This is a genomic window from Paenibacillus sp. Y412MC10, from assembly GCF_000024685.1.
Taxonomy (GTDB): Bacteria; Bacillota; Bacilli; order Paenibacillales; family Paenibacillaceae; genus Paenibacillus_AQ; species Paenibacillus_AQ lautus_A.
Map to the genome: position 1 here is coordinate 4993415 of NC_013406.1, position 19525 is coordinate 5012939.

The following is a 19525-nucleotide window of genomic DNA, read 5'->3' on the forward strand; positions in this document are numbered from 1 at the left end:
TGTTATGGATTAGGGACGATTTTATAAAGCTTGGATTCGGCCGCTATAAGCGTCACATCCAGCGAAGAGCCAGACACCGTCTGAGATTGGCCGCTCCATACATCCGTCACCGTATAGGACGCCGCCCCTTCCGAAGCGATACCGGCACGAACGAGATCTACGGTGCGCTGCGCCGCATTTTGCGTATAGTTAAACACGGCTACATAGCGGGTTCCCTGATCGTCCAGTACGAATACGTTGGCTGCCTGCGTGCCCGTGTTGCCTTCTACCGGCCGGAACGCCTTGCCCTTCATCGCCAGTCCGTTCACTTCGGGGTTGGTCAGCAGCGTTTCCATGTACTGCCGTGCCGTCGCATCCGTTACGTCATCCGAATTCAGGAAGACCGTGCCGGAGATCGCGGCCGCATTGACGCGAGACTGCGCGCCTTCCATCGACCCGCCTTTGGTTAAGTGCATATAGTCCGGATCGGTATAATGGTAGATCGTTCCGTTCTGCCACCAGCCGTACGTCAGATTGTTCAGCTGGTATTCCGTGCTGCCGATGCTGCCGTCGATATCGCAGGAGATGCGGCGGCTGTGCGCATATTGGCTAGGGAACAGCGGCGCGATGGAAGCGCTGATGAACATGGAGCCGTCCAGCACTTCATTCACGTAAGCCATCCCTTGGTTATAGGCCTGGATGCCGGTTTGAACGCTAGGGTCATCATGCTTGCCTTCCATTGCCCCATGGCTCAAAAAATCGATTTTGATATATTCAAAGCCCTTGCTCTTGAACTTATTCATGTAATAATCGATCCGTTGCTTCACGCCCGGATGCGTCGGGTCCACGGCATAAGCGCCGTCCAGCGTCGGCAGCACGTTGCCGTCCCAATCGCGCAGCACGATATCGCCGTATTTATATTTGCCGTTGGTCCCTTCGACCTCCTGCTCCATATTGTTGCCCCAGTACACGAACGGCGAATAATAGATACCGGCCTTCTGTCCATTGCTATGAATGAGCTGAACCAGATCCGTCAGCTGCTGATCCGTCATGTTATCCCAATAGGAATCGAGATTGATGTAGATATTGCCTTCATTGTTGAAGGAATGGTTCTGAATATGGTCTTTAAAATAATTGGAGACCGAGACTGCCTTGTCAAAGCTCAAATCGCTGGCATAAGCTCCCCAGCTGTTCCAGCCGACCGGAACGCCTTCAGGAATGTCCTCGCCAAAGGCTAACGGAGGCTGGATCGCTGCATTCACCTGGCCAAACGCCTCCAGCCCGGTCCGATAATCCTCGAAAAAGCCGACCATGATTTTCGGCGAAGCAATCTGCTTGCCCGTTACTTTTCCATGCGAGATCGTGTCCCACGTGGAGGTGGATGACGTAAATCCGCCATATACGCGCAGTTTGTTCAATTTGTCATTCGAGCCGCTCCAATAGATGCCGGTTTTCCACGTGTCATGCGTCACCGATCCGATAACGAGGCCGTTCCGGCTCGTATTGTCATAGATGGCCGTAAGCTCCGAGCTGATATACAGACCATTGTTGAGGCCGGTATTCATCGACTTCGCTTGGTATCTGGACCAAGCATCATTGTCGAAAGGAACGACGAGGACACGGTTATCGTCATAGCTGCCGATGTCGATGCCGCCTCTCGCTTCCATCGCGATGGGCGCTATGTTTCCCGAAGATATGGCGGAATTGTGGGTAGCGACTGTTTCCGTAAGCAAATATGGCCCGTCTTCGTAGACATAATAAATTTGGCTGAGCGATGGCATTCCCCCATCCTCATTCACGACCGTCACCTTGATGCCCTTGCCGGTGGCATCCTGGAATGGGACCACCTGATTTTTATAAAATTTATGATGTTTATAGTCCTTGCTTGCAACCATCCGGTCGAGCTGGATCTCGCTGTATAACCCCTTGGCAACCGGTTTGCCGTTCCAATTGTATTGCGACAAACCGGTCGAGGTGTTGTACAGCAGCTCATACGTCGGATTGGATACCTTGAAGCCGTTGGCATACTCGGTCAAGGTGATGGAGCCATAGCTCGTGGCTTTCTTTTGCTTGCCTAAATCGCCAATGCTGCCATCTGGGTCTGATCCGTCATCGCCGGCTGAATCAAAGGTCAGCTCAATTTTGTCAAAATCGGGCGAGTAGCCGCCTGCATCATCGAACAGAATCGTGTTGCTGCCCTGCTTCAAGTAAATTTGAATCTGATAGGTGCCGATCGTGTTCCAATCCGCTGTTTTCGGAAAACTGAAGTTCTCCTTCTCCGCTCCGTTTACGGAGATCGAAGCCGCGCGGGAATCCCCGGAGATGTAGAACATGTTCATATTGTAGATACCGGCCTTATCGGCCTGAATCCCGTTGAACGTCAGCGTGGAGCCGCCGTACAGATTGCCGGCTTTTTGCCCGCCCGAACAGAAGCCGCAATCGACCGCTCCTGCATTGCCGGTAAACGTGTTCTGAGATGCCTCGGCCTCGTAGGAAAGGATGCCTCCGGCCGTTTGACTCGGCGGCTGCGGTTCTGCCGAAGCAAAGGAGCTGCCTAGCATAGCCCCCGCTAACAGCATCGATAAGAATAGCATGAATGGCTTTTGGAAGAATTTGAACGGATGGATATTCACTGAACCTCTCCTCCTCTTATTCATTGATTTCGGCTAACTTTAGAATTTTCGATTCGGCTGGCGCCAGCTCGACCGTAAGTGTGCCGTTCGCTTGACCTGTCAAGCCTTCCCACACATCCAGGACCGAGTAGGAAGCGTGCGCCTCGAGTCCGCACCGTTCCAAGGAAATCGTCTTCTGCACGGACTCGGCCCCGTCAAAGTTAAATACGGCAATATACGTGGTTCCCGCTTCGCTCGGATGGGTCAGTACAAACGTATCCGCAGCCTGTTTCCCCAGATTCCCCTCTACGGGCACAAAGGTTCTGCCCAGTCTCGCAATCTCTGTGATCGCCTCATTTCCCAGCCAGTTCTTGGCGCGCCATGCCGCTTCCTCATGCCGGAAGTCATCGCCCAGCAGCAGCACCGTTCCCGAGATCACGGACGCGGTCAGACGGCTTCGCCCTTCATGGCGGGTCGTCGAATCCTGATTGAAGCTTTTATAGATCACGGCATGGTCCGGATCGTTAAAACGGTACAGCGTATCGTTCATCCACCACCCGTGCGTCAGCGAGTTCAGCAAATATTCCGTATCCTGGATCGTTCCGAACACATCGCAGGAAATTCTGCGGCTGTGCGCATAGGAATAAGGGAACAGCGGGGCAATCGACAGGTTGATGAAGAACGGTCTGCCGATCCGCTCCGGGGAGAGTTTATCCGTCAGATACGATAAGCCGTAATTGTAAGCAGCGATCCCCGTCGTAATATTCGGGTCGTAATGCTTGCCTTCCAGAGCCGCATGAGCCATGAAGTCCAGCTTGATATACTCAAATCCCTCGGAGACGAATTTATCCATGAACCAATCGATTCGCGCCAGGTTCCCGGGATGCGTAGGATCAATCGCAAGTCCGCCGTCAACATCCGGCAAAATCTCGCCATCCTGGTCGCGAAGCAGGATATCGCCATAAGTATACTTCCCATCGGTGCCCTCCACGGGGCTGCCGAACCCGGCCGGACTTCCCCAGAAAGCAAACGGCGTCCAGTATGTACCGGGTTTGTGCCCGTTCTCGCGGACCCTTTTCAAGGCATCCTCCATCTCGACAGGCGTCAGGCGATCCCAGAACGCATCGAAATTCATGTACAGGGTATCCTCGTTATGAAAGCCCTGCGGCTGAACCTCCCGCTTCAGAAAATCGCTCGTCGCCACATAGAGGTCGTAATCCAGCGTGCTCATGGCGGCCGACCAGCTGTTCCAACCGATCGGGACACCGCCGTCCCAACTCAGTGCAGGCGCTACCTTCGCATTCGCTTCCCCATACGCTTCGAGTCCTGTCCGGTAATCGTCGTAATCCCCTACCATAACCAGCGGAGATGCGACGCGGGTTCCTCTTACGTAGCCATGCGGCTGGGAATCTCGGGTCATGGCGTCGGCAGCGCCAGCGTACAGTTCCAGTTCATCCAGCTTGCCTGCGGTTTCCCCTTTGACGCGAATGCCGGTTTTCCATACGTCATGACTGATCGATCCCAGAATCAATCCATAACGGCTGTCCGGCTGGAACAAGGCCGTCACTTCGTAGCTTTCCGTCTCCAGCGGGGCCGTCTCCGTCAGATAGCGCACCCATTTGTCATTATCATAAGGCACGCGCAGCACATGCAGCGCTTCTCCCGGAACCGTCTCGCTCCCGCTGGATATGCTATCGGTTTTCACCACCGCGATGCGGTTTACCTTTAATTCCTCTTGACCGACTATGACGACTCTTGTGATGAAAGATGAAGCTCCCTCATAGACATAAAAATGCTGTTCCAGGCCTGGGAGCAGATCGGATTCATGCTTAATCACGGCATGGATTCCGGTTCTGAACGAATCTTGGATCTTCTCCGGCTGCCCCATCATATAGTGGCGGTCGTAATGTCCCGTATGGTATTCCCGGCCCTGCCATCGAAATCCGCTTCGTACTTCTTGCAGAACGAATCCCTTGCTGCCTGCGTAGGCGTAACCGCCTTTTTCCAAATCCACCTCAATGGCTACCAGGCCATTCGCCAAGCGAATGTGAGTTTCGGCATTCACCCCCACGTTCACCGCCGTATCGCTGCTTCCTAACATCTGTGGATTGCCTCCTTCTGCGTGCATCTGTGCTGCATTCAGGCCGTTTTATAGCATCAAGCGCCTTTTACAGCTTGCTACCATTATAGAAGGGCGGTTAAAGCGCTTACTATACAACGATCTTCCGATCCATATCGGGATATAACGCATCTGGAGCGACTCATTTGTTAAAATGCAATATGGCCTCTTTTGGCTGATCGCACCGATCGCTTGCGAAGGATATGCTCATAAGAAACAGGCTATCTCAGAGCGCCTAAGCTCTCCGGATAGCCTGTTTTACATATGGATGATGAAGTACCACTGTTCTCACGCTAAATCTTATCATTAGACGGTTGGTATGGTGCCGCCGTCGATCACATATTCGCTTCCCGTTATGGATGACGCCCGGTCCGATACAAGAAATGCCACCAGCTCGGCTACCTCTTCCGGAAGCCCGGGACGTCCAAGAGGAATCCCCCCGAGCGAATCCATCAATTCCTGAAGCGCGCTTTCTCGGCTTCCTGATACCGACGCAATCCGGTCGATCATGGCATCTGCAGCCTCTGTCTGAATGAATCCGGGCGATACGGCGTTAATTCGAATGCCCCGCGGAGAAAACTCGTTGGATAACCCTTTGCTGTAATTGGCAAGGGCAGCCTTCGCCGCGGCATAAGCCAGCGTGGTTTCATAGAGCGGCAGGCGTCTCTGTATCGAAGTGATATGAATGATGGCACCCGATCCCTGCTCTACCATATACGGCAGCAGCCCCCTGTCCAAACGAACCGCCGCGAGAAGATTCCAATTCAAGGCTTGAACCCAATCCTCGTCAGTCAAGGCAAGCGCTCCTCCAGGGGGTGTGGTCGAACCGCCTACGCAGTGCACCACAATGTCAATTCCATGCAGGTGCTCCTGTACACCTTGAATCACCTTATCGACGCCTGTAGACGTCGCAATATCGGCTTGAACGAACAAGCCGGAGCCGACCCGAACGCTAGGTTCGGAACGGGCGGTAGTCAGTACAGCCGCCCCTCCGTCTGAAAGCCGCTTTACGATGGCCTGACCCATTCCTCTGGTTCCTCCAGTAACCAGCACTCTTTTGCCTTCAAACTCATTCCATGGTCCTTCATGTCTATGTTTCATAATGGCCCTCCAGTATTCGAACGCTCAAATTTTGATTATGGTATTTTTTCCTTACTTTGATTCAGTAATCTGTAATTTTGAAATCTGACCGCTTTGCACCGTGAAACAAAAATCAAAATAGTAAGGGCCTGCCGGATAATCACCATTTACTTCGGTTGAAACGATGTACTGGTCTAGGCGTTGATGAATGTTTGTCGCCCGGACATTTACCCGTGCGCCGATGAATTCGTCGTCGCTCCATTTCTGTATGGCTGCCTTGCCCCTAAACTCCCTGCTGTCATCGACGACTATAGCATCCTTGCCGATGCACGAAAGCATCCGGTTTGTATCATGATCATTGCTTGCGGATATAAATGTGCGAATTATACTCGGCAGCTGCTTCTCGCTTATCTCGATCATAAACGCTTCACTCCTTATGATATGATATTCCTCAGGCTTGACGCCGCTTATCCTCCCCCGCTCCGGTTGAAGACAAGGATATCTTACCTTGACGCTTTTATTACGTCCAATTTATAATAATCATAAAATCTATAAATAAAATTCATATAAAGTAGGTGCTTAGCGATTGGAGCTTACACAGCTGGAGTATTTTTTGACGGTTTCCCGTCTTCAACATATGACGAAGGCATCGAAAGCGCTCAGCATCACGCAGCCGGCTTTAAGCCACGCCATCTCCAAGTTGGAGAGTGAGCTGGGCGTCCCGCTATTTGAACGAAATGGCCGTAATGTGAAGCTTAACCGCTATGGCAGCATGTTTGCCAGATGGGTGGAGCAGGCCCTCCAGGACATTCAGAACGGGATGCAGGAAATCGAAGAATCGTCCAATCCGGACACGGGGATCATTTCGGTTTCTTACCTGAATATTTTAGGGGTCGATCTCGTCCCTGCCCTTGTCAGGGCCTATCAGCTGGCTCATCCCAAGGTTCGTTTTGAATTGCATCAGGGAAACCTCGGCGATATTGACGAACATTTGGAAAAAGGACATTCGGACCTCATGATTACATCGAGAGAATCAACTATAGATCAACATAACTGGCTGGTCATGAGAACCATGCCTTTATATATCGTGGTTTCAAGTCACCACCGCTTGGCGAATCGCCCCTCGCTAAGTCTGATGGATTTGTCCGGAGAGCCGTTCGTCGGCTTGAAGCATAATTGCGGCCTTCGAGCCACGATTCAATCGCGATTTCAGCATACCGGCTTTATTCTGTCTTCGACGTACGATGCAGAAGATTTGGCCACCGTTGCGGGTTTTATTAAAGAGGGACTTGGCGTCTCCGTTCTGCCGAAAACGGCCGGCCTCATGCTGGAAGGCCTCTCGTGGATTCCCATTACCGATGAAGGCTGGTTCTGGGAGATTGGCTTGAAGTGGAGGGAAGACCGCTACCTTTCGCCTGCGGCCAGACGATTCATTGAATATGTGGAGCATCATTATCAAGTCAGCGGGAAGTAACCGGTTGGCGCACAATAAAAAGGCTATCCAGGTCAAAACGACGCTTGGATAGCCTTTGCTAACTCATCGAAAGATCACGTCAATCACCTTCGCCACGACCACGCACTCTATGACGAAGATCAGTAAACAACAAAAATAGAAAACGGACAGCTTCAGTTCCCCGAACTGATCCTTCCAATAACGTCTGCGGAACAAAGAGATAATATCCGGCGTAAACGAATACTTCACCGACTGCTTCAGATCATCCACGTCATCGAAAATTCGTCTAAAGATCCACTTATAGATCGGAATATTCAGGATGAACAACACGACATAGATTAGAAGTTCCACAAGGCCGTGTCACCTCCTAGTTAAACATGCTTCCACCAGACCCCCGCGCACTCCGGCACCGTTGACCATTGGTTCGCTATGATCTTACCCGTTAACTCTTCACCGAAAAAGAAGCCTGTGTGTAGCAATGCCTCCTCTACCGTATCAAAAACATAATCGGTCCGAATCCACTGATGGCTAAATCCGTATTGCTGCTCCAATTGAGCGTAATAACCGGTTAGGAAATCGGGAGGATTCGGCGTCTCCGTTCCGGTTCCCATCGTTTCCAGTATCAAGATCGTCCCCCCGGGTCTCAAAACTCGATGCAGCTCCGACATCACAAGTTCAAGATTCTCACGCCATTCCTCATGGCTGGAATCGGCCAGATAACTAATGCTCCAGCCCGATACAATCAGATCTACACTCGATGAAGCAACCGGGAGATTGCGATGATCAGCAACCATTGTGGTCCAATTGCGAGAATCTAAAGCTTCAGAGCATTTATCGTCCAAAATATCAAGCATGGGTTGCGATATGTCGGTACAGATCAATGATCTAGCGTCGGCGGCAAGCAGCATCGATAATCGGCCTGATCCTGCCCCCAAATCAAGAACATCCAGTCCTTCGTGCGGTCTGACCCTATGGATAAGTTCAGATAAATCAGGCTGTCTGCTAACCATGGCCTCATAGGCTTGAGCCTGCTTGTCGTAAATTTTATCAATAGACACAATTTGTCCCCCTATCCAGCCCGCTTACGAAATTAATTCTCCGCGGATGTTCCTTGTCTTCTGTTCATGATGTCCTGTATCAGTTTGTACATGAAGCACAGCAGCAGCGAGAAGGCAATCATCATGAAATACGTGTTCCAATTGAAAAATTGATTGTTCATATGTATCGAAAGGAGACCGCCGGACGTTATCGATACGATGTGATCCCAGTCCGTTTGGCCCCACCTCAATTGGAAAGCCTCGGCTAGGATTTCTCTATAGATTTCGAGTCGATGAAGCTGATAAGCATACCCCGCTATGATATAGCCGATCAGCACTAAGATCAACAAACTCAATCTGCTGAGTGACAACTTCACATCTTTAAATAAACGAATCCATTGATAGACCAACATAAGAAAAAGAATGCTTAAAGGGATCAGCAGCAGGATGGCAGGATTGCCGTTTCCGGAGCTGCTGCCGGGCCGAGGCGTCATCATATTGCCGAATAGAACCACGCCTAGCGCGGCAAGCGCAATGATGATTAAAGCGGCAAAACGTCTCATTTTCATATCGGCACACCTCGTTCAAGCTTCCTTGCAAAAGCCTATAATCTCTTCATGAACGAGCTCCGGCATCTCATGGTTAATGGCGTGACCCGCCCCGTTAACGATGCGGTAGCGCATCCCGTTCGTCTCCAATCTGGCAACCGCCTTCGGATAATGACTAAGCAAATCCCGCTCGCCAATGACGAACAAGGTCTTGCTGCGAATAGCCTGAACGTCCGCTGGCGAATGGATCGTAATCGCATGCTTCATCATGGAGCGATTGTTGAAGTACTTCAGCAAGTAGAACCAGTGCTGCATCAGCTCCGGATTGTTCTCGAATGCATCTGCATGGGTACCGCACAGCTTACGAAGCAATGAACGCACATTTCGTTCCGAAGGGAATAAGGCTTCCGGCAGAAAAGCCCTCATCATTTTGCTCATCACTTCAAACTGGCTTCCGGCAATGCTCCCGGCCAAACAAACAATCCTGTTCACCCGATCCGGTCTGACGATGGCGTAATGATAGGCCAGATAAGCTCCATAGGATACGCCCGCGATATAGACAGCGTCCACATTCATTGCCTCAAGGACCTCGTCCAACCATGTTGCCTGATTGAATTCGCGAGCATACTTGTCGTTCGGCTCGCTCTTCCCGGACCCTCCGATATTGTCCACCGCGATGATATGAAAGTTACGGGATAGCTCCTCCACGTTATATATCCACATCATGGCGACGTTATCGCCCGTTCCATGCAGTAACAGCAGCGGAGGAAGATCCGAAGAACCTACTGTTATAACGTGAGTCATACCGTAGGAAGTAGAAATATTATGCTGCTCATACGGTACCGTCCATGACGACAGCAGGCGGTCGTAGGATGCATAGACGAGCTTTTGTCCATGATTGCTTTTGAATCGCTTCAATACCTGCACCTCCAATGACATAAAATTTATCTTATGCACTTGCCTTCATGGTGTTCGGCATATATAGGGATCAATTGTTCCAGCTTATGTATGGTCCTGTATGGCTTCACGTCCATAGAGGCGTCCCATCCCCCGTCTCTCGTATACCAGATGGCTTTGATACCGCATTGTGCTGCCCCGATTACATCGTTATGCGGATGGTCTCCGACGTACCATGCCTCTGATGGCATTACGTGAAGTTGGCTCAGAGCTCTCGTAAAGATTGCAGGCTCCGGCTTTTTGACGCCAGCCTCTTCGGAGATCACGATAGAATCGAAGTATTCGCGAATTCCCAGCTGATGGATCTTGCCCTCTTGGACTTGAACGGTTCCATTGGTGATGATGCCAAGCTTAAGTCCCCAAGTCTTCAACTCGCGCAGGACGGAAACCAGCTGATCCATCGGCTGGATACAACTGGCGATTTCCCCTCTGAAAAATGACAGGTATTCATCCGCCTCCGGGGGATTCACCCACGGAAGCTGCTCGACCAGCATCTCATACACTTCGCGCTTGTCCCGATAGCCGTTATGATCCGCTTCCTTGAATCGCTTGGCTATCATCATTTGTGCAGCTTCATCGGAATCGGGAAAGTACCTGGCAATCAATCGCTTGATGAACGTGTTAATTGCTGCCCTTCTGTCCGTTAATGTCTCATCCAGATCGAAGATGATCGCTTTTACTGTCATAGGCGGCGCCTGCTTTCTATTAAAAATGTGCACGCTCTCCATTGGCTTTAATGAAAATATGCTCCGGGTATTTTAGAGCCGTCGGCGGCCGCTGATCCTCCGGATAGAACGCCAGCTCCGCAAACTCGTCATTCTCCGGGTCCAGCTCACCGCTCACAACGCTGCACTCGAACACAATGGTGAGGTACTCCACTTGGTGTCCATTGCTGTATGTATATCGGCGTTCTTTTCCGCCATACACCCCAATGATTCGCTCAGGATTGATATCAAGCCCCGTCTCTTCCTTCGCCTCGCGAATCATCGCCTCCGCCGGCGACTCACCCAGCTCGATGGCACCTGCTACAAGGCCCCATAATTCTTCCTGATGCTTTCTTCCGAACAAAATATCATCCTGATCATTTCGGATAATGCCTGCAACGGACGGCATGAATATCAGCTGATCTCCGATCTTCTCTCTCAAATCTTTATAGTAATCCGACATTCCCATGGCTTTACGCTCCTTTGGTTTGGTTCTTCATGCTGACATGGAAGGCTTAGAATCTAGCTTCTTCTGCCCTGGATCTCCAGCTCATATGGGCTCACTCCTTATGTAACTTCACAGTTTCGAGGTTCGCTATGGATCTTATCTGTGCGATATGATGCTGGTTGTGCCATACGAATCGCTGCAAGGCGATGTCCAGGGTAAAGCTGCCGAGCACTTGGGTTCTCATGGTTCTTTTGAAATCCTCGGGATGCAGATCCTTAAGCAGGATAAGAAAACGAAAATGAAGTGTTTCCAGAAGCGAAAGCGAGTTTTCAACGGGAACCTCCGTGTAATCGCTCAGCTCAGCCCATAAATCCTCCCGGTACGAGCTAGCCAGCGGCTCATCCTCAGTCAATGCCCGCTTAAATCGCAAGTAAGCGTTCATGTCGTTATCGGCGAGATGGTGCACGATTTGCTGAATGCTCCAGCCACCTTCACGGTATGGCATGTGCAGCTGGGAAAGAGGACACTTCATGATGATTTGCCGAAGCGTCGGTACGATTGAAGGAATCTGCTGCATAAACTTCTGTCTGTCCTCCAAAGTTGGCTCCACCAATGGCTCAAAGGAGCCCAGGGGATAACGGATGCTGACCACCACTTCCTTACCTCCTCCATACATCATCGTACCCTTCATATGTTTCTAGTCGCAGATAGATCGAATAAACAATACACCGGATAATACGGAAAGCAGCATGTGTATTTCCGGTTTCCCAAACATCTCTATAACGAACAGCCTTCCAAGTCCAAACCACTCAATCCAATAAATGCCAGGAATGAAGATGATGACTGTAAGTAAAGCAGCGGGCAATAACAGCCAGCTTAATCGAACTTGCCCCTTAATTAAACTACCCCATGCTCTCCACTCTATTAAAACTCCGAACAGGAATCCGTATAAACTCATCTTTAATAACGAGAATTGCTGGGGAGATAAATCTGTATAGGCCCTTTGAATTTCATTATGAGTTTCACTCATCAGGTACAGTAATATGAACATACCAATGACAACGAATCCGCCAAAAGCGATTTTTTTAGGTTGGATCATCCCTCTTTCGCTCCTTTATTCGAAAAAATAATACGAAATATCCGCTAAGAATTATGATTATGCGATGACCCCGAAGTTAGAAGCAGTTAAGACGGATGAAACAGCGCAAGCGGGTGCTGTACGCCTTTTTCGAGGCTCTCCACAATCCGCCCCATGACTTCGGCATCCCGGAATATCATGCTGTCATCCGCTAAGAGATCAGGCAGCGTGACCCAGCGGCAATCCTTGATCTCGTCAGCACCCAACTCAAGCGAGCCCCCCGTCACGATTCCGGTAAAATGAAACATGACGACATGGTAATTCAAACTGCTGATGAACTGATAAACCCCTGTTGTACCCGTCAGTTGTACTTCATACCCTGTTTCTTCCTTCACTTCTCTAATAGCCGCCTCAAACATCGTTTCTCCAGGCTCGATGCGCCCTCCCGGGAAGTTCCAGGTATCCCGAACCGAAGGTTTATTTTCTTGGATAATAAACACTTGATCTCCCTGTACGAGGGTAACGCTGACCACAAGCACGATCCCATTTTCCGTCATATCCACAATCCTTTGCACATGATCTACATAAACAGAACCCGCCTTTGGCGTTAACCGCGAGGAGGGTTCTTGGATGAAATATCTGGTAACTCCCCTTATTCTACCGTTATCGCACATAACACGCAATCGCACGACGTTAATGAAACTTCAACTCGGAATGACTCCCCTTCTCACGCATATCTCCATCGAATAAATACTCCAGTACGAGACTGCCCCAACTGCTAGGAATAGTTTTTTATGTAGATAGAGTCACGCGTCGGGTCAAGCCGATAAGGCAGAGAATATATTATTGAAGACTGAATGCTCCAGAACATCGCCCCATGATCATGATGTCAAATTCTCCGGTCACCCTTCTGAATGCCAGCATTGCAACAAGCAAGCACGTTCTACTGAACATTCCCATCGAAGATTGTTGAAGCCTTTTAATTTTCTTCGAAATAAGGGAACTACGATATATTGGAGGTTGAGCGATGTCCGGGTATGTAAATGTTGATGTCCCGATCGAACTGCTGTTCACGGATCTGGTTACGGAGGAAAGAAAAAAGGATATTCCCAACTACACCGATTCCTGGTACGAACATCATAAACTTTCCGCTGATATGCCGATCATGCGTTTTGATTCGCACAAGAGCCTGTACCGATATTTCATGAACGAACAAGCCAGCCCGTCCGCGTACCTGGATTGGTATAAGAAGATCTTTCTCACCAGGGGAATCGACCCGCCTTTACAGGATGAAGAGGTCCTCGCCTTTAGGAAAAATCAGTATCACATGATGAAGGTGGATCTGTCGTCCAACAGCGCTTTTTTTCATCAAGACCCGCCTTTGGTGAAATTTAATCGCGCAGGAGGTTATTTTAACCTGAAGGACGGACATCACAGGTCGACTTTTTTGTATTGCCAAGGCAAGAGGAGCATGAAAGTCAAAATGTCCAGCGAAGATTATATGGACTGGATGAATATCGAAGGGCTGTCAGAGGTTGCCGATTCTTTTCAGAGATATCAACGGAGCCTTATTTATACCCCCATACTGCACCCTTCCTACCTTCATTTGAAGAGCGAGCGCGATCAAACCTATCCGACAAGACTTGATGTCATTATGGATTTCTTGGGTACACGTTCTCTTCTCGGCACGAAAGTGATCGATATCGGCTGCAATATTGGATATTACGCACGGCATTTCGCCCGCGAAGGTGCGCACGTAACCGGATTGGAGCCGCTGGCTGAGCATTATGATCTGGCTTTGCGGCTGAATCGGCTGGAAAGGGTGAACTTTGACCTGCTTCCGGACCGCTTCGAATCTTCATCAAGACTTCAGCGGTATGAGATCGGCCTCCTGTTAACCGTTTTTTATCATCATATGGGAGACCAAGATATCCGTAACGCTTTTTTGCGGAAAATCAATCAATGCATTACCGATATGCTCTTCTGGGAATCAGGCGGCGAACCGGAAACGGAAAAAGCGCTGCTGCTGCAAAATACGCATTTCACCCGATATGTAAAGCTGGCGGCCACATCGGGCACAGGGAAAGTAAGGGAGCTTGGCGTATTCTTAAAAACCTGAAGCTGGTAGTTACAGGTGAACTAAAACTCGGGAGCCTGTGCTTCTTGAGGCGTTATTTACGTTCATGACGGTATTGAGGTCAAAGGGGCCTGCAGCTACAATGGTCTTCTTGGCCTCTTTCTTGTGCCGTACCACCGCGGAGCCGGAAACAACTGGAGAGGCGGAGCTAGGTTTACATATTACGAGCAGCCTAATGGACTTCATACCGCCATCATCTCTCCATATTAATATTCTCTTCTTTCCCGAGTGGCCTCTTCCAGCCATTTCCTCCACGAATAACCAAAACAACAGCAAAAACCTAAAAAAATGTAAATACGCAGCCCGCTAAAAATACGATATGATATGGGCAAATCAGGAAGGGAGGACAAGTGACCTGCTTAGCATCCATTAGGAACATATTCTTGCACATGACAAAGGAGGAATTTTAATGAGAATCCCCAAAATCACCAGCCTGTTCATGATGCTTACATTTCTGACGACGGCATCGCTATCCGCTTCCGGCGAAATGGGAAGCACCGCGGAAGCCTCGTCGGGTCCTTTAAAGGTTATGAGCTTCAACCTGCGGTATGCCGCCAATGACAGTCAGCCCTGGGAGAACCGCCGCCCAGTCACCAGGAACCTCATCCTGGAGCATCAGCCGGACGTTATTGGAACGCAGGAAGGTCTCCACCGGCAAATCGTGGATCTGGAGAATGATCTGCCGGGTTATGATCGGATCGGAGTCGGACGTGAAGGCGGGAGCTTAGGGGAATATATGGCGATTTTTTATAATACGGACCGGCTGACGCCACTGGAGCAGTCTCATTTTTGGCTGTCCGATACGCCCCAAACGATCAGCTCGGCCAGCTGGGGCAACCAAATTCCGCGGATGGCAACCTGGGTTCGCTTTCAGGATCTTCGAAACGGCAAAACCTTCTATATGGTCAACACGCATCTGGATCATCAATCCGAGGTTTCCCGGCAGAAGAGCGCAGCACTTATCGTTGATAAGATGAAGGCATTTGACCCGGATATCCCCGTTGTAATCACCGGCGATTTCAACACGCTTCCGGGGAGCGATACGTATTCGATTTTTACAAGCAACGGGTTATCGGATGCGCATGTCACGGCCAAGAAGCGAACCAACGATGATCTGGGAACCTTCCATAACTACAAGGACCCTACGGGCGGCGGCAGCGGAAACCGGATCGACTGGATTCTGCACGGCCAAGGTTGGAATATCCTGCACAGCGAGATTATCAACTACAAGGAAGACGGCCAATACCCTAGCGATCATTATCCCGTCATGATGGAGGGCACCCTGCAACAATCCAACAAAACCACCGGAGAAACGGTGCCCAAGCTGCCCTTGACCACGGCTCTGCATATCTCCGAAGTGGTCGCCAACTCGAACGAGCAAGGGAATTACAATTATGTGGAGATCTATAACCCCACGAACCGGGAAATCGACCTGGAAGGGTATCAAATCTACTACTATTACGATCCTGCCCTTCCGTTCGACAAATCCAAGTCCAACCGCTGGACCATTACGAAGGATCGCTACAGCACCAACACCCTTATCGGCCCGAATGAAACCAAGGTGGTCTGGATCAAGAAGCAGCCTTGCTGTTATGACCTGGGCTTGGAGCAGTTCCTTGCCAACTATCATGCCGATGGGGATGAGCTCTTACCGTCTCAGGTGCTTGCCGTCTTCACGCCGGGCAACAATCAGGGCCTGAACGGAACCTCCACCAGCGGACGTTCCTTGGGTATTTCATCGCCATCCGGCACGCATCTCGTAGGGGTCCAGTTTAATAACGGACAGCTGGATGCCGGTGTGAACGAATCGATCACCTATCAGGAGCCTGCGCCGCTGATGAGCATTATGCAGAAAAAAGACACATTTCAGCGCCCTTCCCCTGGTCAGCCGTAAGCTTCATACTCCAAAAAAAACAGATAAACCTTCCACATGCCATGACTCAGGCTCATGGTGCGTGGAAGGTTTCTTAGGTATTCACCCTCAGAAATCTAGTTCTATGTAATTAATTTCATCTTTTCGCGTTATATAACATAACATAAATATTGTTAAACTTATCCTTCTCCATGTATAATGCTGCTAGATTGATAATATGCACAGGATATGGGGGAGATAATATGTCATCAAGGAAAAGAAATACTCGCTTTCATTCCATCACCGCAGCTTTATGTACGATTTCCTTGTTCGCCGCTGTACCCGCGCAAGCCGCTGTCCTCGATTCGTTTCCCATCCTGCAATCCACCAGCAATGAGCAACTCAGAGCCGATTATTATGTCCCCAGCACCGTAGAGAATATCAGTTGGGGGCATCTACCGAATCGGGACAGCAAATCCATCATGACCGTCACCTCCGGCAGCACCGTCACGTTTGATACGATATCCCATGAAGGCATCCTTGAAGACCAGGGAAGGGATCCGGAGAAGTATTTTGCTTCCTTCGGCATCCGGCCAGATCAAGTGCTAGATGACGCTAAAGCGGTTGCTGCCTCTGCGCTGCAGCATGATTTTGACAACGATGGACCGCATGTCGTAACGGGACCGATCGGAATCCAGGGAGCAGAACCTGGAGATGTGTTGAAGGTCGAGGTTCTTTCTCTCACCCCCCGGGTTCCCTACGGCGTCATATCCAACCGGCATTATAAGGGGGCCCTTCCCGGCGAATATCCCGAGAATGACGGGCGTAAAGAAGGAGCAAGCGCAGCAAATCCCGAGCTGTACCAAAATATTTCCAAATTCACGCCGGTAGAAGAAATCAACGGTAAACTCTATGGCGTGCTTCCCGTTGAACAGGGCGGGCATGTCCGCTTCCCGCTCAAGCCTTTTATTGGACTTATGGGCGTCGCACCGGATACCAGTGAAAAAGTTAGCAGCGTCCCGCCGATCGAAACCGGAGGCAATATCGATATCAACGAGCTTGGCGTCGGATCTACGCTGTATCTTCCGATTCAGGTAAAAGGCGGGCTCTTCTATACCGGCGATCCTCATTTTGCACAGGGAGACGGCGAGGTTGCCTTGACTGCAATGGAGGCCTCCCTTCGCGGCACCTTCCGGTTGACGGTGCTGAAAGCTGGCGATCCTTCCTTGCCACGTGCAGAGCTCAAGCAGCCTTTTGCCGAAACGGAGGATTACTGGATTCCCGTCGGTCTCGATCCCGATCTGGATGAAGCCATGAAGGAAGCGGTGCGCGAAGCCCTTGGGTTCTTGAATGAGAAGCTGGGCATGGATCGCGCAACGGCTTACGCTTACATGAGCGCGGCTACGGATTACGAGGTCTCCCAGGTGGTGGACAAAACCAAAGGAATTCATGCGCTGATTCATAAGCGGCATTTTATTAACAATCTCAAGCTGTCGATCGCCATCAACGGTTCCGCCCTGGGCTCCTCCATCATCGGGGATGAATTCTATGTTCCCCTCCGTCCGCTCGCTGAAGGTTTGGGCTATGAAGTGGAATGGGATCCTAAGCGGCATGCGGCCTTAGCAACCGCCCCGGGTAAAAGCATAACCGTCCCGATCGGACAGGCGATCTATGAAATGGATGGCAAGGCGGTGTACAACAGCGAAGCGGCCATCATGAAGAATGACATAACCATGATTCCCATCAAGACAATCCCTGCTCTGTTCGGGGCCCATGTGAACTGGACCACCAGCGGGAATGTGCTGAAAGCCAGCGTAACGCCTTCCCTGGATTGATCTTGTACACAGTCGCTATATGATTCTACCGAAACAAAGTCCCCCTTAGCTGGAAACGCCATCTAAGGGGGACTCGTTTATTAGATCGATGTGGTTTTATATTGAACCGTCAAACACTGCTTGGCGATATAAAAAATTTGACCCATATGCTCCGAATAATGCGTGGCGCACTGATGCAGGATGTCGAGATTGCTCCGTTCTTTTCCCCGGACCGGTTGAACCTGTTCATAGTCCTGACTCGACATGGATTTCACCGTATCGATCAGGAACTGAAACCGATTCTTCACAATCTGGATCAGATCATCCCGGCTGACAAATACCTGGGTCAACTCCTGCTCCCGATTTCGCGGGGCAACGTCTTGTTGCAATATTCCTTTCATGACCCGTTCTTGAATGTTGCCTTCGATGTGCCTGATCAACGTAGATATGCTTAGACTGGAATGATTGGGCCGCCAATTCACTTGCTCATCGTTTAACTGCACCAACGCTTTCAAGATACGGCTGCGGATGTTTTCAAATTTGTCCTCCAGCCACTTCCGGTTGAACTCATGATCCATATCGCACACTCCTTATTCGGTATGATAAAAGATCCTTGATTCACGCCTTCATCGCTTTCCAGATATATTTGTGCTCGCGGACTCCAAGCTGGCCGTCGATCTGGTTCTCCCGTATCCTGTTCTCGAGCTCACCCTTCATTTCCGGTAAAATATAATCGGGATTGCCTGGCGTATCCGACAGGTTTAATGCAAATTCGTGGGCATTCGGGAAGTAAATAATCGCTTCATTATACTCCTCAATCTCGACATTCATGTAGCCATTCTCCGACAATCGCCTTCGAACGTGAGTCACATCGGTATGTATCCCGAAGATGGTGCCGCCTGAAGCTAATATCCTCGGGTGTTCCAGGATTGAGGTAGGTCCTCTGCGGTCATAGATAAGGTCGAATTGCCCGTCTTGAAAAGGCATCTGTGTCTTCGTCGTGGCAAACACGAATTCCACATTCCGGGTTCCGCTGCTTTCAAGCAAGGATCGGGAAATTCGAATCATCTCCGCGGAATTGTCAAAGCCAATGATTTTCTCAGCATGTCTGGACATCCGAAGCGTGAACTCGCCATGCCCGCAGCCTGCGTCCAGCACGGAATGATACTGCGGCAGCATCTCCACCAGCCGCTCCTCAAACACTTCTTCCGCCGACCTTCCGACTACGGTACACACCGCTCTTCCTCTATAGCCGCCATTCCTGCGCGCGATCATGTCATACCAGTCGATTCCCATGCGTTCCCCCCTTTCGTGATAGGCTGTACTGCATTCACAATCCAAGATGGCACAACCCTGTCGTTACATGATCTTGAGCATGCCAACAGGTACCGAATCAACGAATCAACCGCTATTGCTAATGTCTTAAAATATTACCATTTTGTTCCGCAATGTCAACGGTTACATTTAAATTTCCCGTCGAAAATCATCCACTTTCATTCGGTTTCCCCGGCATTCGTCTTCGCTTCCATTACGCTTCGGACCAAGAACAATGCAAACCGACTCTTTTTCAATAGGTAAGGAGGACTAAAAAAACATTGCTCTTGTCATAATTTGTCGTCTACAATGGAGGAATATTAATCCAATCTATCGATACATACAGGAGGATTTCATGTTTTTAAAAAGGTGGCGTCAATTATTATCTTTAAC

Annotated in this window: 19 protein-coding genes; 4 read left to right on the forward strand and 15 right to left on the reverse strand. The window is 50.1% G+C overall.

Translation table 11 applies throughout. The features are described 5' to 3' along the window. Positions 1–2: 2 nt before the first annotated feature. The 4 genes from GYMC10_RS21750 to GYMC10_RS21765 all read right to left on the reverse strand — a co-directional run bounded on the left by GYMC10_RS21750 (position 3) and on the right by GYMC10_RS21765 (position 6210). Complete coding sequence (locus tag GYMC10_RS21750; RefSeq protein WP_015736514.1) at positions 3–2612, reverse strand: carbohydrate-binding protein; 2610 nt, start codon at positions 2610–2612, stop codon at positions 3–5. Between the two features lie 16 nt (positions 2613–2628). Continuing rightward, on the reverse strand, positions 2629–4692 hold the full coding sequence (locus GYMC10_RS21755; RefSeq protein WP_015736515.1) for an alpha-galactosidase: 2064 nt from the start codon (positions 4690–4692) through the stop codon (positions 2629–2631). A 324-nt stretch (positions 4693–5016) separates the two neighbouring features. Beyond that, the gene (locus tag GYMC10_RS21760) at positions 5017–5811 is read right to left on the reverse strand and encodes an SDR family oxidoreductase (RefSeq protein ID WP_015736516.1); all 795 of its coding nucleotides are present in this window, start codon (positions 5809–5811) and stop codon (positions 5017–5019) included. Positions 5812–5862: 51 nt separating this feature from the next. Next, on the reverse strand, positions 5863–6210 hold the full coding sequence (locus GYMC10_RS21765; protein WP_015736517.1) for a nuclear transport factor 2 family protein: 348 nt from the start codon (positions 6208–6210) through the stop codon (positions 5863–5865). Positions 6211–6376: 166 nt separating this feature from the next. On the opposite strand from GYMC10_RS21765, the gene GYMC10_RS21770 reads away from it, so the two are divergent. Beyond that, entirely contained in the window at positions 6377–7264 is an 888-nt protein-coding gene (locus GYMC10_RS21770; RefSeq protein WP_015736518.1) for a LysR family transcriptional regulator, read from the forward strand. Between the two features lie 63 nt (positions 7265–7327). Here GYMC10_RS21770 and GYMC10_RS21775 read toward each other — a convergent pair whose 3' ends face one another. The 9 genes from GYMC10_RS21775 to GYMC10_RS21815 all read right to left on the reverse strand — a co-directional run bounded on the left by GYMC10_RS21775 (position 7328) and on the right by GYMC10_RS21815 (position 12572). Further along, positions 7328–7594, reverse strand: a complete 267-nt coding sequence (locus tag GYMC10_RS21775) for a hypothetical protein (protein WP_015736519.1) — start codon at positions 7592–7594, stop codon at positions 7328–7330. Positions 7595–7614: 20 nt separating this feature from the next. Then, on the reverse strand, positions 7615–8301 hold the full coding sequence (locus GYMC10_RS21780; protein WP_015736520.1) for a class I SAM-dependent methyltransferase: 687 nt from the start codon (positions 8299–8301) through the stop codon (positions 7615–7617). 32 nt (positions 8302–8333) lie between these two features. Continuing rightward, positions 8334–8849 (reverse strand): hypothetical protein, encoded by a 516-nt coding sequence (locus GYMC10_RS21785; protein WP_015736521.1) that lies wholly within the window; start codon positions 8847–8849, stop codon positions 8334–8336. 15 nt (positions 8850–8864) lie between these two features. Next, positions 8865–9746 (reverse strand): alpha/beta fold hydrolase, encoded by an 882-nt coding sequence (locus GYMC10_RS21790; RefSeq protein ID WP_015736522.1) that lies wholly within the window; start codon positions 9744–9746, stop codon positions 8865–8867. Between the two features lie 26 nt (positions 9747–9772). Continuing rightward, the gene (locus tag GYMC10_RS21795) at positions 9773–10471 is read right to left on the reverse strand and encodes an HAD family hydrolase (protein ID WP_015736523.1); all 699 of its coding nucleotides are present in this window, start codon (positions 10469–10471) and stop codon (positions 9773–9775) included. A 19-nt stretch (positions 10472–10490) separates the two neighbouring features. After that, positions 10491–10958 (reverse strand): NUDIX domain-containing protein, encoded by a 468-nt coding sequence (locus tag GYMC10_RS21800; RefSeq protein ID WP_015736524.1) that lies wholly within the window; start codon positions 10956–10958, stop codon positions 10491–10493. A 91-nt stretch (positions 10959–11049) separates the two neighbouring features. After that, positions 11050–11592, reverse strand: a complete 543-nt coding sequence (locus tag GYMC10_RS21805; RefSeq protein ID WP_015736525.1) for a YfiT family bacillithiol transferase — start codon at positions 11590–11592, stop codon at positions 11050–11052. A 42-nt stretch (positions 11593–11634) separates the two neighbouring features. Further along, positions 11635–12036: a hypothetical protein gene (locus GYMC10_RS21810; RefSeq protein ID WP_015736526.1), complete on the reverse strand. Its 402-nt coding sequence runs from the start codon at positions 12034–12036 to the stop codon at positions 11635–11637. An 86-nt stretch (positions 12037–12122) separates the two neighbouring features. Beyond that, positions 12123–12572 carry an NUDIX domain-containing protein gene (locus tag GYMC10_RS21815; protein ID WP_015736527.1) on the reverse strand — a complete coding sequence of 150 codons (450 nt, stop codon included), beginning with the start codon at positions 12570–12572 and terminating at the stop codon, positions 12123–12125. Positions 12573–13042: 470 nt separating this feature from the next. On the opposite strand from GYMC10_RS21815, the gene GYMC10_RS21820 reads away from it, so the two are divergent. The 3 genes from GYMC10_RS21820 to GYMC10_RS21835 all read left to right on the forward strand — a co-directional run bounded on the left by GYMC10_RS21820 (position 13043) and on the right by GYMC10_RS21835 (position 17839). Next, the gene (locus tag GYMC10_RS21820; RefSeq protein WP_015736529.1) at positions 13043–14134 is read left to right on the forward strand and encodes a class I SAM-dependent methyltransferase; all 1092 of its coding nucleotides are present in this window, start codon (positions 13043–13045) and stop codon (positions 14132–14134) included. 427 nt (positions 14135–14561) lie between these two features. Continuing rightward, positions 14562–16046, forward strand: coding sequence for an endonuclease/exonuclease/phosphatase family protein (locus tag GYMC10_RS21830; RefSeq protein WP_015736530.1), 1485 nt, complete (start codon positions 14562–14564; stop codon positions 16044–16046). A 221-nt stretch (positions 16047–16267) separates the two neighbouring features. After that, positions 16268–17839 (forward strand): acetamidase/formamidase family protein, encoded by a 1572-nt coding sequence (locus tag GYMC10_RS21835; RefSeq protein ID WP_015736531.1) that lies wholly within the window; start codon positions 16268–16270, stop codon positions 17837–17839. A gap of 80 nt (positions 17840–17919) precedes the next feature. Here GYMC10_RS21835 and GYMC10_RS21840 read toward each other — a convergent pair whose 3' ends face one another. Together GYMC10_RS21840 and GYMC10_RS21845 are read right to left on the reverse strand one after the other, a co-directional pair. Next, positions 17920–18396: a DinB family protein gene (locus tag GYMC10_RS21840; RefSeq protein WP_015736532.1), complete on the reverse strand. Its 477-nt coding sequence runs from the start codon at positions 18394–18396 to the stop codon at positions 17920–17922. A 40-nt stretch (positions 18397–18436) separates the two neighbouring features. Continuing rightward, the gene (locus GYMC10_RS21845) at positions 18437–19114 is read right to left on the reverse strand and encodes a class I SAM-dependent methyltransferase (protein ID WP_015736533.1); all 678 of its coding nucleotides are present in this window, start codon (positions 19112–19114) and stop codon (positions 18437–18439) included. Between the last annotated feature and the right edge of the window lie 411 nt (positions 19115–19525).

Excerpts from the sequence above, each read along its gene's own strand:
- GYMC10_RS21765 (WP_015736517.1), bottom strand. The coding sequence starts at position 6,210 with ATGATCGAGATAAGCGAGAAGCAGCTGCCGAGTATAATTCGCACATTT.
- GYMC10_RS21830 (WP_015736530.1), top strand. The coding sequence starts at position 14,562 with ATGAGAATCCCCAAAATCACCAGCCTGTTCATGATGCTTACATTTCTG.
- GYMC10_RS21845 (WP_015736533.1), bottom strand. The coding sequence starts at position 19,114 with ATGGGAATCGACTGGTATGACATGATCGCGCGCAGGAATGGCGGCTAT.
- GYMC10_RS21755 (WP_015736515.1), bottom strand. The coding sequence starts at position 4,692 with ATGTTAGGAAGCAGCGATACGGCGGTGAACGTGGGGGTGAATGCCGAA.
- GYMC10_RS21840 (WP_015736532.1), bottom strand. The coding sequence starts at position 18,396 with ATGGATCATGAGTTCAACCGGAAGTGGCTGGAGGACAAATTTGAAAAC.
- GYMC10_RS21835 (WP_015736531.1), top strand. The coding sequence starts at position 16,268 with ATGTCATCAAGGAAAAGAAATACTCGCTTTCATTCCATCACCGCAGCT.
- GYMC10_RS21785 (WP_015736521.1), bottom strand. The coding sequence starts at position 8,849 with ATGAAAATGAGACGTTTTGCCGCTTTAATCATCATTGCGCTTGCCGCG.
- GYMC10_RS21815 (WP_015736527.1), bottom strand. The coding sequence starts at position 12,572 with ATGACGGAAAATGGGATCGTGCTTGTGGTCAGCGTTACCCTCGTACAG.
- GYMC10_RS21800 (WP_015736524.1), bottom strand. The coding sequence starts at position 10,958 with ATGGGAATGTCGGATTACTATAAAGATTTGAGAGAGAAGATCGGAGAT.
- GYMC10_RS21810 (WP_015736526.1), bottom strand. The coding sequence starts at position 12,036 with ATGATCCAACCTAAAAAAATCGCTTTTGGCGGATTCGTTGTCATTGGT.
- GYMC10_RS21820 (WP_015736529.1), top strand. The coding sequence starts at position 13,043 with ATGTCCGGGTATGTAAATGTTGATGTCCCGATCGAACTGCTGTTCACG.
- GYMC10_RS21795 (WP_015736523.1), bottom strand. The coding sequence starts at position 10,471 with ATGACAGTAAAAGCGATCATCTTCGATCTGGATGAGACATTAACGGAC.
- GYMC10_RS21760 (WP_015736516.1), bottom strand. The coding sequence starts at position 5,811 with ATGAAACATAGACATGAAGGACCATGGAATGAGTTTGAAGGCAAAAGA.